The sequence below is a fragment of the Sporichthyaceae bacterium genome (assembly GCA_036269075.1).
Lineage (GTDB): Bacteria > Actinomycetota > Actinomycetes > Sporichthyales > Sporichthyaceae > DASQPJ01.
This window is the reverse complement of sequence record DATASX010000074.1, coordinates 16,063-30,640: the sequence shown is the minus strand read 5'-3', so window position 1 is coordinate 30,640 and position 14,578 is coordinate 16,063. Positions and strand designations below refer to the sequence as shown.

The window sequence follows — 14,578 nt, the reverse complement described above, 5'->3', positions numbered from 1 at the left end:
AAACGGAGGCTCCTCCGGTTCGTCATGGATTACACGGGGAGATCGCATGAAGACCTGGTTCATCACCGGCAGCTCCCGCGGCTTCGGCCGCGAGTGGACCGTCGCCGCGCTGCGCCGCGGTGACCGCGTCGCCGCCACCGCACGCAACACCGACACGTTGAAGGATCTCGTTGACACCTACGGGGAAGCGATCCTGACGATCCCCCTGGACGTCACCGACCGCAGCGCCGCCTTCGCGGCGGTGGCCAGGGCGCACGCGCACTTCGGTCGCCTCGACGTCGTCGTGAACAACGCAGGCTACGGCCAGGGGGGCATGCTCGAGGAGCTGAGCGAGGCGGAGTTCCGGGCGCAGTTGGAGACCAACCTCTTCGGGGCGATGTGGGTCACGCAAGCCGCGCTGCCGTTCCTGCGCGAGCAGCGCAGCGGGCACATCCTGCAGGTCTCCTCGATCGGCGGAATCACCGCTTTTGCCGGCCTGGGGGCCTACCACGCCTCGAAGTGGGCGCTCGAGGGCTTCAGCCAGACACTGGCCGGCGAGGTCAAGGACTTCGGCATCCACGTCACGATCATCGAGCCGGGCGGTTTCTCCACCGACTGGAGCGGACCGTCGATGCAGCAGTCCACACCGCTGCCCGCCTACGCCGGGACCCACCAGGCCAGGGACGCCTTCTTCGCCGACCACCGGCCCAAGCAGGGCGATCCGACCGCCAGCGCCAAGGCGGTGCTCAAGCTGGTCGACGCCGACCAACCGCCGCTGCGGGTGTTCTTCGGCGACGGCCCGCTGGAAATGGCGACCGCCGATTACGAACAACGACTGCAGACCTGGCGCGCATGGGAGTGGCTCTCCCTCGAGGCCCAGGGCTGAGGGCAGCCGATGGCTCATGCCCCCACCGGTCGGGCTGGGTGACGATCGCGTGGACGGCCGCGCGAAAACCAAGCGGGGCCGAGCTTCCTTGTACGACCAACGCATTCCGCCGGTGGGGTGCAAGGCCGAACCCAGCGATGTGACGCAATGTCAGAACAGCGGCGTGCCCGACCGAACGATTGACCGGTCAGCGGCGCAGCACTCTCGTTTGGAGACGGGGGTAGCGCCGGTGCCCGTTCGACGGCGGCGCGACTTCTCCTGATGTCCCGGCCGTAGATCGTGGTCTTGCTGTAAAGGCGTGTGGCTCAGTCGATCTCGAGGACCACCTTGGCGTCGATGTTTCCGGTGGCGAACGCGCGCTGTGCCTCGGCGGCCTTCTCCGGGGGAAAGACCGCCCCGACGCGCACGTTGAGCACGAGGAGGCTCTCGCCCTGCCGCACCGCTAGTCGTGCCCGACCCCCTGGTAACCCAACGAACGCCGGCAGACCGACATCACCCACTGGCGCCTGGCCGACGGCAGCGGCGTGGAGATCCTCAACATCCTCGATGACCACTCCCGGCTGTGTCTGGCCAGCCGCGCGCGAACGGTGTTCAAGGGCACCGAGGTCAACACCGTGTTCACCCAAACCACCACCCGTTACGGCGATCCCGCGATCCTGCTCACCGACAACGGCGCGGTGTTCACCGGCGCCCTTCGCGGCGGGGGACGCGTCGCGTTGGAGATCACCCTGCACGCCCGCGGCTTCGCCGCGGCCCGCTCCCGGCCCTACCACCCGCAGACCTGCGGCCAAGAGGCTCACCCGGCCTGACCGGCCGGTGCGCTCCGGCGCATTCAGCCCGAGTGTCGAGCCGGCTGAGATTCGTGCGACAGCCTCGAATAGGACACGAATGGTCGTCGACGGTCGGGCACCGCTGGAGTTAAGGCTCCGGCCACAAGACGGGCGCGCGAGACGCCGTGGGGAACGCCCGCGCCGCCGGCTACAGCTGGGGCAAGATCGGCGCTTCTCTCGGCGTCACCGCCCAAGCCGCCCACAAACGGTTCGCCGCGATCAGCTGACCGCAGGCGGACGGGCAGGGCTGCCAGGCGCAAGACCTCGGAGCCGCCCGAGGATCGCGGGGGCTGTGCTAGGAGGAGTCGCGGTCGTGAATCTCGCGCAACGCGGCCCGGCGTTCCCGCTCCCGGTAGCTGTACGCAGCCTGGCGCACGGCCTCCTCGGTCTCGAACCCCGTGCCCAGCGCGCCGGCGACGATCGCCATCGAGCTGGCCATCCAGGTCACGGTGAAGTAGTCACCGACGCGCACCGGCCGCCCGATCTGGCTCTGGAAGTAACCGGGGTCCATCGTGAAGGTGGAGGCGGCCAGCACGACGGCGAACACGCCCGCGTACATGCACAGCACCCCAGTGATCAGGGTCAGTACGGTCGAGGCGTTGTACAACAGCGCCCGTCTGCTGCGCCGACCCGGCGTCCACAGCTGATGGTCGAGGATGAGCCACGCGACCATCAGAACGACAGCGAAAACGGTGGCCGCGGTGAGCTTCAGCGGTCCCAGCGCGAGGGCGAGCCGCCAGACCGCGGAGTTGATCAGCACGTAGGCGCCGACGGCCATGGCCGCAGCCAGCGCGCCGGTCAATCCGAACACGAGTCGCCACGGACGGTTGGCGCGCACCATGCCGATCAGCAGCCGCCACCGGCCGCGGGTGGCCACCACGCGCAGGTCGATCCCGTCCGAGTCCGGCCGGAACCCGGCGAACGGGCCCGCCGGACCGCTGTCCAACTGTTTCTCGCGTCCGACGAGGGCTCGCGCGACGAATTCCGCCACGTCGCGGACCCGACGTCCAAGATGCATGCAGCCGAAGGCCGGAAGCGACACGAGCGCCGTGCGGTCGTGCAGATTCGCGTCGGCCACGATTGGGCGAGCACCGTCCCGCATCGGCACGTCCACGATGCACACGGTCAGGTCCCAGTCGTGGCGCCGGCCGATCTCACTCAGATACGCGAGCAGGGCGGCGTTGCGAGTGTCCTCGGTCAACGGCAACGGCTCGCGGCTGATCTCCACCTGCCAATGGTCGCCGCGTGGCACCGGCAACCGTCGGGCCAGCTCCCGCGCCAGATGCTCCGCCATCTCCGGCGGGTCACCGTGGGGCTCACACACCAGCCCCACCACCGAGTGCTCGGTGGTGGAAGGCGAACGGTCCGGCGCATCGCCGGAGGCAATGGCGATCAGGATCTCCTCAAGTGGCGCTGAGAACCCCGTACCCGCCGAGCCCGCCGTCATGTCTCTGCCCAGTCCTCGCCGCGCTGATCGACACCTGTGCTCACCTCCGGCCCGGCGCCACCCGACAGGAACCTGCCTGGTTGCGAGAAGCTCGCCCGCCTAGCGGCCGGGTCGTGGCACCCACGACGTCGCGGAGATTCGAACCTCATGGTGGCCTCGTGCCCGCCGCGTAGCAGCGGTTTTGGTGGGCGGTGTCGGTGTCGCCAGGTCGGGCGCGCCGGTGAATGTTCGCCGCCATGGCTCACATTTCGTAGCGCCGATGCGTCTTCCCGACAGTGGGCCCGTGGGCCGCCGCGCAACCACAACTCGAGCTGACGCTACGTCATATCGACGTTCCTCGTGAAGGAGAGGCTTCTCATGACGATGCCCGCTCTGCTTGCCACTGGGGTGCCACCCCGGCAGGAACTGCGCACGCACACGTCGGTCCCGTCACCATTGGGTGATCTCACGCTGGTGCAGCGTTCCGGGGAACTGTTGGGGCTCTACTTCCGTCACCACCGTCCGGCCCCGGCGAACACCGTGTTCGGCACGGCAAGCCGATACGGGTTCGACGAGTTCGTGGCGCAACTCGACGACTACCTCACCGGGGTACGACAGGGATTCGATGCTGCGTTCCGGGTGATCGGGCCCCCGCGCGATCAGCGGGTGTGGGCGCGGGTCGCGGAGATCCCGTACGGCAGCACCAGCACCTACGGGCGGATCGCGCGGGAACTCGGCGACGGTACGACGGCACAGGAGGTCGGCGCCGCTCTGGCCCGCAACCCACTGTCCCTCGTCATCCCCTGCCACCGCGTGATCGGCGCCAACGGCGCCCTGACCGGGTACGCGGGTGGCCGGCACCGCAAGCGGTTCCTGCTCGACCTGGAACAGCAGGGCAGCGACCCAGCCACCCGATTGTTCTGAACACCGCGGCTCACTGCGCCATGTGTCGACCCGTCCACCCAAGCGTGACGGCCGGCCCCTTCATTGATCAGGCCGTGCCCGGCACGCAGGGAGACCACCCGCACCATGAACCACACGCCGCCCCGCCCACCGATACGACCCTGCTCACCGCTCGGTGACACAAGGCCGCACCAGTGGAGCATTCGGCAGCTCACGTCGACGCGAACCGCACCCATGCGGGGCGCCAGGCCGTGAAATTTCACTCTCCGGGCGATGGCGGCCCGGGGCTAGAGGCTTGAGGACGCCATGTCACGCCGTTGGTCGTCGCGACCCGGCCAGCGACTGGCGGGCCCGGTCGGCAAACTCCGCGTCGGCGACCAGTTCGAAGCGAGCAGGCACGATCTGGCTGAGCGAGACGTACTCGCGCCGACCGCGGGTCAACGCCCGGGCGACGAACCCGAACACCACACCGAAGCCGGCTCCATACAGCACACAACCGACGGTGACGGCCAGCGCACCACGGCCGGTCGCCGCGAACAGCGACAGCAGCACGCCAATCAGCAGTCCGAACCATGCACCCGAGGCGAGCCCGCTCAGCACGGCAGTGCGCCAGGTGAGCCGGCCCATGATGCGTTCAATCAGGCGCAGCTCACAGCCCACGATCGCGGCGCGTTGCACCGGCAGTCCGCGTTCGGTCAGCAGGTTCACTGCCCGTTCCGCATCCTCGTACCGGAAGAACTCCTCGACGACGACCCCCGGCAGCGGGGTGATGGGGACAGTCATGTCTACCTCCATGGTTGGGTGGCCCGCGCTGCGGGCCGCGGATGGGCGACGGCCCAGGACCCGGGCTACGCAGCCTCCAGGTCCTTGCGCAGCCGGGCGAGAATCCCGGTCAACAAGCGGCTGATGTGCATCTGGGACAGGCCCAGCGCGGCCCCAATCTGCGCCTGGGGCAGGTCTTCGTAGAAGCGCAGCGCGAGAATGCGTCGATCGCGCTCGGGCAACGCCGCGATGGCCGGGCCCAGTGCGACCAGATCCACGACCCGGTCCAGCGCCTGATCGGTCACGGCCAACGGCTCCGGGCGCAATTGCCACGGCCGCGTGACGGGCATCGGCTCGTCCAGGTCGATCGGGCTGAACATCGCGAACGCGTCCAGCGCCGCCCGTACATCGGTGATCGGCACATCAAGCTCCGCGGCCAACTCCGCGGGCCGGGGTTCGCGGCACAGGTGCTGCGCGAGCCGGTCCCGGGCCTGATTGATCCGGAGCTGCAGCTCCTGCATGGCGCGCGGGATCTGCACGAACCGCCGCCGATCACGGAAATGCCGCTTGATCTCGCCGGTCACCGTCGGCATCGCGTAGGCCGGGAAGCGACAACCACGCGCCGGGTCGAATCTGGTGATGGCGTTCAGCAGGCCCAGCCGGGCCACCTGGGCGAGGTCATCGCGCGTCTCGCCGCGCCCGCCGTAACGCTGCACCGCACACCGCACGATCCACTCGTACCGTGTGCTCAACGTCCGCAAGGCGAAGTCCCGTCGCCCGGGATCGTCTTGACGCAGGGCCGCGAACAGCCCCGTCTCCTCGTTGCAGGTGCTCATCCGGATCACCGCCCGTCCTGGGCCCGCCGCACCGGCAGGACCATCGTTAGGGACGACTCGATGGTCGCGAGCGATGGCAGGTTCCGCCCCGGCCTGTCGGCGCGAAAGTCGATCGCCGATCCTGGTCTGCCGGGCCCGTCAGACCCGGGTGGCCAGGAACTCGTCTGGCGAGACGTAGTACGGGTTGTTGATCAGGGCGTCGCCGAGCAACACCCACGGATGGGTGCGCAGGATCTCGACCAGAGACGACCCGCTGAACCCGTCGAGGTCGTAGATGCACAGCAACAGCTGCGGATGACGGGCGGCGGACCGGTTGAGTTCGGATTCGTACCGCATCAACTGGTCCTCGCCGATGACCTCGCGCAGGGTGGCACTCATCTCCCCGACGGTGCGGGCGAAGGAACACCCGGCCGCCGACAAAGCCGCGCCCACCGAGAAACTCAGGTGTTCGACCATCTCCAGCGCCGAGAATGCTCCCCGGCCCAGAAATGCCTCCCACGAGGAGATCAGGTGCAGCCGCCCCGCGATTGACGACTCCTCGGCCAGCGCGCTCAGCAGTGACTCCCGGGCAGGATCCTCCAGGACCCCCAGGCACACCTCCCCGTTGAGCAGACCTTGGCGCAGTATCCGTTCCTCCACCTGCACGAACGATTCCGAACCGCGGACCAACACGCAGATGTGGCTGCAGGGCGGTACCACGAGGCCGGCTACACCGAGGGCGACCGTGTTTGCCATGGCAGTTTCCCCCCGAGCGTCGACGGCGTCCTGATCATGGTCCGCACCCTCGGGGCGGCCGGCAACAATCCGGGGGCGTCCATGGCACGTCAGGACGGAAAACAGGCCCGTCCCGGGTTCGGCGGGCCGATTCAGACCCGCGAGGCCGGCGCATTGCCCCGATCGCCGCACCCAGTGGGGCCGTCCTCGCCGGCCGCGGCGACGAGCCGGGCCAGCTCCACCCGGGAGCGGATCTGGAGCTTGCGGAAGATCTGGCGCAGATGGAAATCCACGGTGTGCCGGGACAGGAACAAGCGGGACGCCGCCTCGGCATTGGTCGCACCCTCGGCCACGATGTGCGCGACCCGGAATTCGGTCTCGGTCAGACCGGCCCAGCCCGAGTCCGGGCGTGACCGGCGGGTCCAGTGCCGCGTGCGGACTCCGAGCGCCCGCAACCGCGACCGCACCCGGTCCGCATCAGTGCGGGCGCCGAACCGTTCGTACCCGGCGAGCGCCGACCGCAACGCCGCCGTCGACTCCGAATCATGGCGACGGGCCATCGCGCAGCCCGCATCCTCGACCGCGCGGACCCGGGCCCACGGCTGCGGATGCTCGACACCGACGCGGACCAGCAGGCCGGCGTCGTCCTGCAGCAGAGCGCGGGCATGATGTGCCCCCGCCCGCAGGCCGACTGACGTCGGGCTGTTCGCGGCCAACCGCTCCGCCGACGCCACCACGTCCGCGGCGAGTGCGCGGTCGCCGGCGGCCAGGGCCAACCGGGTCCACCACGCCGGCGCATCGCACTCCTCGATCAAGACTCTGGACGGTGGTGGCACACCGATCCCCGCGGCCCCGATGAGGTCGAGTGCCTCCGAGGGGTCCCCTCCGGCCGCGACCACCTGCGCCGCGACCAGCGCACCGGCGGCCGCGTCGGGACCGCGCCGGTGGGCGAGATCGTGGCGCCGCACCAGCGCGCTCGCCGCGGCGAAATCCCCAGAGCGCAGCCGCGCGGTGGCCAACGTGGCGGCGGCCCACGACAGGTATGACGCCGCCTCGAGCTGTCCGGCCGAGGCCAGCGCCTGCTCGGCCTGATCGGCGGCCAGGGCGAACTCCCCCCGGACCAGGGCCAGCCGGGCGCGCAACAGGACCGGCGCGGCATCGTGCGCCAGCTCGGGGCGTCGGCGCAGGTGTGCCTCCAGTTCGTCGACGACCCCCCCAGCCGTCTCCGCTTCGCCGAGGCAGGTGAGCATGCGCGCGTACGCCACCCGGGACACCCGGCCCACGCCGTGCCCCGTCTGCGCCGTGTCCGCACGCCGCACGGCCGCCCGGGCCAACCCGGTGGCCCGACTCGCCCGACCGTCCGCCCAGGCGAGGTGCGCCAGGGCCAGCACCGCCATGGCCAATCCGTTGTCAGTGCCCATCCCGTCGGCCCCGCCGAGCGTCGCCTCCGCGGCGGCCTGCACCTGGAGTGGCTCGTCCAGCTCCAGCAGACCCTGTAGGCGCAGCGCGCACGCGGCCTCGGCCACCTCGATCGTCAACGGCTGCTCGCGCAAGGCCGCCTCGGCCTGCGCAACCGCCTGATCCGGCCGGTCCGCTACCAGCAAGGCTGCGCTGCACGCCACCCGCAACCGCGCCGCGGACGACGAATCGGCGCCACCGCAGCGCAGGCCCAGCTCAGCCAGTCGGGCGGATTGGTCCACCCGCCCCGCGCACAGCAGCGCCTCCGCGGCCGCCGCGGCCCGGGCCGGGCGCAGGTCCTCGTGCGGATCGGTCAGGTACCATCCCGCGAGGCGCAGTCGGGCCGCCGCTACGGGGTCGGTGCGGATGAGGGCGTGTCCGACACGATCCAGATCGGCAGCCACCGTCCGATCACCACCGCGGGCGGCAGCCAGCAAATGTTTGGCCGCGGAATCGGCGCCACCGGGCACGCGTAGCCGGATCATGCTGATGCGTCGGTGCAGCACCGTACGCACCGGGCCGAGGGTGGTCTCGTACACCGCGGCACGCAACGCCGGGTCAACGAAGGTCAACCGGGCGTCGCAGGCCTGCAGAACGCCTTGACTCACCGCCTCCTCCAGCGGCACCAGCACCTGCCCGACCGGCCAGTCGATCGCCTCGGCCATCTCCACCACCGAGAACGGTTCACCGAACACCGCGGCCATCTCGACCAACCGACGAACCTCGGGGCGGAACTCGGCAATCCCCTGCACGGCAACCACCTTCCGTGGCCTGGCCTCGGCGTGGCCCGCTTCCCTGAGCCCACTCGACCAAACGCGACCGCGGGAACCCGCGGCCGTATCGGACTACGCGATCGCGTGAAGCGGGCGATCGCGGTCACCGGTGACGCTGGCGACATCGACAGGAAGACGACGACAGCTACGGGAGGCCGATGATGGCGAAGGCGGTCGGGATCGATCTGGGCACCACCAACTCGGTGATCGCCACAGTTGAGGCGGGCACACCGCAGGTGGTCACCAACGCGGAGGGGGCGCGCACCACCCCGTCCGTGGTCGCGTTCACCGAACAGGGCGAGCGCCTGGTCGGCCAACTCGCGCGGCGCCAGACGATCCTCAACCCCAAGGGCACGATCTCCTCGGCGAAACGGTTCATCGGGCGTCGCTACGAGGAGGTCGCGACCGAGATCGACACGGTGGCCTTCGACGTGGTCGCCGGGCCGGAGAACGCCGCGCGGTTCGCGTTCCGCGGTCGGCAATACGCACCCGAGGAAATCTCCGCGCTGGTGCTGCGCAAGCTTGCCGAGGACGCGGGACGCTTCCTCGGCGAACGGGTCACCGAGGCAGTGATCACTCTGCCCGCGTACTTCAACGACGCGCAACGGCAGGCCACCAAGGACGCCGGGCGCATCGCCGGTCTCGAAGTGCTGCGGATCATCAACGAACCCGCCGCGGCCGCACTGGCCTACGGCATGGACAAGCGCACCAACGAGACCGTGTTGGTCTTCGATCTCGGCGGCGGGACTTTCGACGTCAGCCTGCTCGACGTCGGCGACGGAGTCGTAGAAGTGCGGGCCACCGCCGGCGACACGCACCTGGGCGGCGACGACTTCGACCGGCGCATCGTCGATCACCTGGCCGATGACTTCGAGCGCACCGACGGGGTGGACCCGCGCCGTGACCCGCAGGCCCTGCAGCGGCTGTTCGAGGCCGCGGAGAAAGCGAAGGTCGAGCTGTCCGCGTCTCGACCGATCACCGGGTCGAGGCGTCCCGTCGCCGCGTCGGCGACCAGGTCGCGCCCGTATTTCTGCAGCGCCTCGTAGGTCACCTCCGGGTCCGGGCTGGTAACCCTTTGGTTGCCGCGGACCTCGGTCAGCGCGTCGAGGAAGTCCTCTCGGGTCCCCGGATGTGTTCAACGTGCTGTTGCAGGTGCTCGACGACGGCCGTCTGACGGACAGTCAGGGGCACACGGTCGACTTTCGCAACACGGTGGTGATCATGACCTCCAACATCGGGTCGGAGTATCTGCTGGAAGGCGTCACCGGCGACGGCGAGATCAAACCGGAAGGTCGAAGCCTGGTCATGGCAGCGCTACGCGGGCACTTCCGGCCGGAGTTCCTCAACCGGGTCGACGAGGTCGTCTTGTTCGCGCCGCTCAGCCCTGCGCAGATCGAACGCATCGTCGACCTGATGCTCGCCGACCTGACCAACCGTCTGGCGCAGCGCAACGCGGCGCTGGAGATTACCGAAGCGGCACGTCGCTTCATCGCCCGGGCCGGGTACGACCCGGTGTACGGTGCGCGCCCCTCGCGCCGGTTCATCGCCCGCGAGGTGGAGACCCGGGTCGCCCGGGCCCTCGTCGCCGACGCGGTGCCGGACGGGGCGCTGATCCGAGTGGACGCACACGATGACGAACTCACCGTGCAGTTCCTCGACGGTGGCGCGCCCTGATGCCACCGGCCGCTGTCACCCTGCCGGTGATCGCGGTGACAATCGACGGTGCTGCTGTGCAACGCCTGGCTGTCCGTGCAACGCATCGGCGGGACGGGTGATCGCGCGGTGGGGGTGGCCAATCCGGACGGGACCATCCTCACCGGCGTGTTCCCCGACGTGGTTCTGCGCTTCCCCCACGCCGGGTCGGTGCATGTCCCGGTTCTGGTGCTGCCCTCCCGATCGAGGAGCCTCGATGGCGACTGCAGTTGAATCGTGCACGGAGCGCCGGCCGGCGTGGCCGGTGGATGCGTTGCCACCGGGCCGCCCTGACCTGTCGGTGCCCGCGGAATGGTGGCACCTGCTGGTGACCGTCGGCCCGGACGGGCTCGAGGTGCACGCGGTCGATCCACCGGCGTACCCCCGGGAATGACGATGAGGACATACCTCGGCCGTCCGGGAATTTCGGTGCTGCACCTGCCCGGTTGGGTCCGCATCCTGCTGGTCGGCACGATGTTGTGGTCGGCCTGCCTGTTGGTGATCGAGCTGACCACCAACAGCAACCTGGTGCCGACCCTGATCCTGCTGGGCAGCTTCCTGGTCCCGGTCAGCTTCCTGGCCTGGGTTTTCGAGCGGGCCCGCAATGAGCACGTCACCGTCGAACTGGTCGTGCGTTGCTTCACCGTGGGCGGCGTGCTCGGGGTGCTCAGCGCCGCGGTGCTGGAAACCTACCTGCTGCATCCCTCACCGTGGTTGTTCCTCGGTGTCGGCCTGATCGAGGAGGCGGTCAAGGCGCTCACCTTGCTCGCGCTCACCCGGCGCATCGTGCGACCCGATGCTGCTGACGGGTTGGTCCTCGGCGCGGCGGTGGGTTTCGGCTTCGCCGCCCTGGGAAACCGCTGGTTACTCGTTCAACGCCCTGCTGACGATCCAGGGACTGTCGCTGCACGACATGGTGCGCACCGAGATGATCCGCAGCCTGCTGGCCCCGGTGGGCCACGGATTGTGGAGCGCAGTGTTCGGTGCCGTGCTGTTCGACCGGACCGTCATCGGCCGGGCGCGCCGCGGCCTGCTGGTGCTCGGGACGTACCTGTGGGTGTCGCTGTTGCACGCGCTGTGGGACTCCGCACACATGATCGCGGTGGTACTCACCCTGGTGTGGACGGGCACCCCGTGGCAGTACGACCTGCTCGCCCGCGGTTACCTGCCTCGACCGACGCCGGCGCAGGCCCAGCTGATGAGCCTGTTGTCCAACGCGGGCCTGGTGCTGATCGCCGTACTGGGCGTGGCCACCGTGGAACGCGTGCGACGCCGACGGGTAGGGCCGGTGGCAACTCCTACGCGTCCACGGGATGTCGGCGCGCACGCCCTCCGGTCAGGGTGAATCCATCCACCCGATCACTGCACAAGGAGGACGCCATGCTCATGCGGTTCGACCCGTTCCGCGAATTCGACCGGATCACCCAGGCCTTGGGCCAAGCCCCGGTCGGCGAACCCCGCCCCAGGCGATGGCGATGGCGATGGACGCCTACCGCGAGGGCGACCGCTTCCTGGTGATGTTCGACCTGCCTGGGGTGGATCCGGCCAGCACCGAGATCACCGTCGAGAAGAACGTGCTGACCGTGCGGGCCGAACGCCCCGCAGCCGACACCGAGGGTCGGGAGGAGGTGATCCTGGAGCGCCCGCGGGGTTCGTTCGTCCGCCAGCTGTTCCTCGGCGAGAGCTTGGACGCTGATCACCTGCAGGCCTCCTACGACCGGGGCGTGCTGACCTTGACCATCCCGGTGGCCCCGCAGGCCAAGCCCCGCCGTATCGCGATCACCGCCGGCCAGATGGAGGCGCCCGCCATCCCCGGCCAGAGCGAGACCGCGAGCGCGGCGAAGGAGCCGGCCGGCGCAGCAGGGCGCTGATCACGGCGCCGGGCCGGTCCGGGCCGGATCCGTCGGGACCGGATCCGGCCCGGCACTGCTGTCCCGCCCCAGTCAAGGAGCGTTCAGATGGGCCGTCACTCTCAACGCTGCGGGCGCTATGGGTGAGCAGCGCGCAACACATCTGGCGGAATCCCCCGATGTGGCCGGCGCCTATCCCCGGCTGTCCGACGACGAGATCGCCACGCTCGCCCGTTACGGGCAGCACCGCCGGCTCACCGACGAAGAGGTGCTGTTCCGGGAGGGCGAGCCGACGCGCGAATTGTTGGTGATCCTGGAGGGCCGGGTGGCGGTGGTCACCGGGTACGGCCTGCCCGACCAGCAGACCATCGGGGTGCACGGCCCCCGGCGGTTCTTGGGCGAACTGGCCCTGCTGGGCGGGCAACCCGCGTTCGTCACCGCAGTGGCGGTGGAATCGGGCGAGGTGCTCGCGGTGCCGGTCGATCGGATGCCCGATCTGATGGGTGAGGATCCGCGGCTCGGCGACACAATTCTGCGGGCCTATCTGGTGCGCCGCAGTCTGCTGATCGACATCGGTGCCGGATTGCGCATCATCGGCTCGCGCTTCTCGCCCGAGACATACCGGCTGCGGGAGTTCTGCGCACGCAACCGAGTGCCTAATCGAATCATCGATATCGAGGACGATGCCGGCGCGCGCACCCTCGTCGAACGCTTCGGTCTGCGTGTCGAGGACACCCCGGTGGTGCTGGCCGGCACCGCGGCATTGATGCGTAATCCGACGGAACGGAGCCTGGCCCGGGCACTGGGTCTGGCGCCGGGTCCAGTCGGTGCGCCCTGCGCCGATCTGCTGATAGTCGGCGCCGGTCCGGCCGGGCTGGCCGCGGCGGTATACGCGGCCTCCGAAGGCCTGAGCACGGTGGTCGTCGACGCCGTCGCACCCGGCGGCCAGGCCGGTCTGCCGCCGAAAATCGAGAACTACCTGGGGTCCCCGGCAGGGATCGCCGGTACTGAGCTGGCCGAACGGGCCGTGCTACAGGCCCGCAAATTTGGCGTCCGGCTCGACGTGCCGGCCCGGGCCGCCGAGGCCGCGATATGTGTCGGAGATCCGGTCGTGGTGGTGGGCGGTGGCAACTCGGCCGGCCAGGCCGCCCTGTACCTGGCGCGGCACGCCACCGACGTGACGTTGGTGATCCGGCACGCCGACCCGGGCCGGGACATGTCCCGCTACCTGGTCGAGCAGATCCTGGCCCATCAGGACATCAGCGTGCGCACGCGCACCGCGGTGTGCGGGGCACAGGGTGACCGCGGCAGGCTCAAGAAGGTCCGCCTGCGTAACGAGGACGGCGTCGAGGAGACGATCCCGGCCGCGGCCGTGTTCGTGTTCATCGGGGCTTCGCCGCACACCGAATGGCTGGCCGGGCAGGTTCCGCTGGATCCGGAAGGCTTCGTGCTCACCGGGCCGGACCTGCGATCGGCCCGGCCCGGCGTTTTTGCCGCCGGCGATGTGCGCTCCGGCTCGGTCAAGCGGGTCAGTTCGGCGGTGGGCGAGGGTGCCGTAGCGGTGCGCTTCATCCACGAGTTCCTGCGCACCGAGACCGCCGCGGCCTTGAGCACCGACCCGATCAGCCGCCCAGCACGTCATGGCTGAGGGAGGACTCATTCCACGCTCGGCTCGGCCTCCACCGCGACCAGATCGTGGTCGACGCCTACCACGCCGGGGATCCCGGACACGAACGCGACCACGACCCGAATATCGCTGGGGACCTGAGTCGCGCCGTGCAGACTCACCACTCCGTTGTGCACCTCGAAGGAGACCTGGTGGTGCTCCGGGGCGCGCAGCGGATCAGCCAGCATCTCCTTGACCTCCATGGCCAACTCGTCGTCAGAGCGGTGGAACGGGGCCAGCAGGTCGCTGCGGGAAACGATGCCGACCAGACGGGCGTTCTCGCACACCGGCAGGCGTTTGACCCCGCGTTCGAGCATCAGCCGCGCCGCGGTGGTGAGATCGTCGTCGGGGGACACGTGCAGCACGTCCGTGCTCATCAGCTGCGTGGCCCGGCGGGCCGTGGACTTGCGCACCCATTCCGGCTTCCGCCCGGCCAGGTGGTCGCGCACCAGGGACAGATGCCGACGGCGCCGACCCGGATAGGCCTCCTTGCTGATCAGATCCGCCTCGGTGATTATCCCGAGCAGGTTGCGGTCCTGGTCCACCACCGGAACCCCGCTGATGTCGCGATCGAGCAACACGTCGACGATCTCGGTGAACGTCGCGTCAGGGCCGACCGTGACCAGATTGCGGGTCATCACGTCGCCCACCTTGACCCGCATCCGCTTGACGGCGGGCTCCTGCTCTCCGCTTCGCGCGTGCTCCCCGCGTGCCATGACTGATTCCTTCCTGCTCGATGGGTGTCCCGCCCAGGATCACCCGCGGCGGGACGCCGCCACATCCCTTGTTCGCGTGGACGGAAG

Annotated in this window: 16 protein-coding genes and 1 pseudogene; 10 read left to right on the top strand and 7 right to left on the bottom strand. The window is 69.7% G+C overall.

Features of this window, described 5'->3' with window-relative positions:
* Positions 1 to 46 precede the first annotated feature (46 nt).
* Positions 47 to 865, top strand: coding sequence for an SDR family oxidoreductase (locus VHU88_12960; protein HEX3612589.1), 819 nt, complete (start codon positions 47 to 49; stop codon positions 863 to 865).
* A 305-nt stretch (positions 866 to 1,170) separates the two neighbouring features.
* Here the strand turns inward: VHU88_12960 and VHU88_12955 are convergent, their stop codons facing one another.
* On the bottom strand, positions 1,171 to 1,305 hold the full coding sequence (locus tag VHU88_12955) for a hypothetical protein (protein HEX3612588.1): 135 nt from the start codon (positions 1,303 to 1,305) through the stop codon (positions 1,171 to 1,173).
* 39 nt (positions 1,306 to 1,344) lie between these two features.
* Here VHU88_12955 and VHU88_12950 point away from each other — a divergent pair.
* Positions 1,345 to 1,674 (top strand): annotated as a pseudogene (locus VHU88_12950) (DDE-type integrase/transposase/recombinase).
* A 316-nt stretch (positions 1,675 to 1,990) separates the two neighbouring features.
* Here the strand turns inward: VHU88_12950 and VHU88_12945 are convergent.
* Entirely contained in the window at positions 1,991 to 3,142 is a 1,152-nt protein-coding gene (locus VHU88_12945) for a hypothetical protein (protein HEX3612587.1), read from the bottom strand.
* Positions 3,143 to 3,499: 357 nt separating this feature from the next.
* Here VHU88_12945 and VHU88_12940 point away from each other — a divergent pair, with 357 nt between their 5' ends.
* The gene (locus tag VHU88_12940; protein ID HEX3612586.1) at positions 3,500 to 4,045 is read left to right on the top strand and encodes a methylated-DNA--[protein]-cysteine S-methyltransferase; all 546 of its coding nucleotides are present in this window, start codon (positions 3,500 to 3,502) and stop codon (positions 4,043 to 4,045) included.
* A 288-nt stretch (positions 4,046 to 4,333) separates the two neighbouring features.
* On the opposite strand, the gene VHU88_12935 is transcribed toward VHU88_12940, so the two are convergent.
* The 4 genes from VHU88_12935 to VHU88_12920 form a co-directional block, all read right to left on the bottom strand.
* Positions 4,334 to 4,807 (bottom strand): general stress protein, encoded by a 474-nt coding sequence (locus VHU88_12935; protein ID HEX3612585.1) that lies wholly within the window; start codon positions 4,805 to 4,807, stop codon positions 4,334 to 4,336.
* A 65-nt stretch (positions 4,808 to 4,872) separates the two neighbouring features.
* The gene (locus VHU88_12930) at positions 4,873 to 5,622 is read right to left on the bottom strand and encodes a sigma-70 family RNA polymerase sigma factor (protein ID HEX3612584.1); all 750 of its coding nucleotides are present in this window, start codon (positions 5,620 to 5,622) and stop codon (positions 4,873 to 4,875) included.
* A gap of 138 nt (positions 5,623 to 5,760) precedes the next feature.
* The gene (locus VHU88_12925) at positions 5,761 to 6,357 is read right to left on the bottom strand and encodes an MEDS domain-containing protein (protein ID HEX3612583.1); all 597 of its coding nucleotides are present in this window, start codon (positions 6,355 to 6,357) and stop codon (positions 5,761 to 5,763) included.
* 131 nt (positions 6,358 to 6,488) lie between these two features.
* Positions 6,489 to 8,546 carry a LuxR C-terminal-related transcriptional regulator gene (locus VHU88_12920; GenBank protein HEX3612582.1) on the bottom strand — a complete coding sequence of 686 codons (2,058 nt, stop codon included), beginning with the start codon at positions 8,544 to 8,546 and terminating at the stop codon, positions 6,489 to 6,491.
* 182 nt (positions 8,547 to 8,728) lie between these two features.
* On the opposite strand from VHU88_12920, the gene VHU88_12915 reads away from it, so the two are divergent.
* From VHU88_12915 to VHU88_12885, 7 genes are all read left to right on the top strand, one after another.
* Entirely contained in the window at positions 8,729 to 9,613 is an 885-nt protein-coding gene (locus VHU88_12915) for an Hsp70 family protein (GenBank protein HEX3612581.1), read from the top strand.
* Positions 9,614 to 9,707: 94 nt separating this feature from the next.
* The gene (locus tag VHU88_12910) at positions 9,708 to 10,241 is read left to right on the top strand and encodes an AAA family ATPase (protein HEX3612580.1); all 534 of its coding nucleotides are present in this window, start codon (positions 9,708 to 9,710) and stop codon (positions 10,239 to 10,241) included.
* A gap of 48 nt (positions 10,242 to 10,289) precedes the next feature.
* The gene (locus VHU88_12905; protein HEX3612579.1) at positions 10,290 to 10,493 is read left to right on the top strand and encodes a hypothetical protein; all 204 of its coding nucleotides are present in this window, start codon (positions 10,290 to 10,292) and stop codon (positions 10,491 to 10,493) included.
* On the top strand, positions 10,477 to 10,653 hold the full coding sequence (locus VHU88_12900; GenBank protein ID HEX3612578.1) for a hypothetical protein: 177 nt from the start codon (positions 10,477 to 10,479) through the stop codon (positions 10,651 to 10,653). The genes VHU88_12905 and VHU88_12900 overlap by 17 nt, the downstream gene beginning before the upstream one ends.
* A gap of 402 nt (positions 10,654 to 11,055) precedes the next feature.
* Positions 11,056 to 11,604, top strand: coding sequence for a PrsW family glutamic-type intramembrane protease (locus VHU88_12895; GenBank protein HEX3612577.1), 549 nt, complete (start codon positions 11,056 to 11,058; stop codon positions 11,602 to 11,604).
* Between the two features lie 130 nt (positions 11,605 to 11,734).
* Entirely contained in the window at positions 11,735 to 12,130 is a 396-nt protein-coding gene (locus VHU88_12890; GenBank protein HEX3612576.1) for an Hsp20 family protein, read from the top strand.
* A gap of 118 nt (positions 12,131 to 12,248) precedes the next feature.
* Positions 12,249 to 13,757, top strand: coding sequence for an FAD-dependent oxidoreductase (locus tag VHU88_12885; GenBank protein ID HEX3612575.1), 1,509 nt, complete (start codon positions 12,249 to 12,251; stop codon positions 13,755 to 13,757).
* An 8-nt stretch (positions 13,758 to 13,765) separates the two neighbouring features.
* Here VHU88_12885 and VHU88_12880 read toward each other — a convergent pair whose 3' ends face one another.
* On the bottom strand, positions 13,766 to 14,491 hold the full coding sequence (locus VHU88_12880; GenBank protein HEX3612574.1) for a CBS domain-containing protein: 726 nt from the start codon (positions 14,489 to 14,491) through the stop codon (positions 13,766 to 13,768).
* Positions 14,492 to 14,578: the final 87 nt, after the last annotated feature.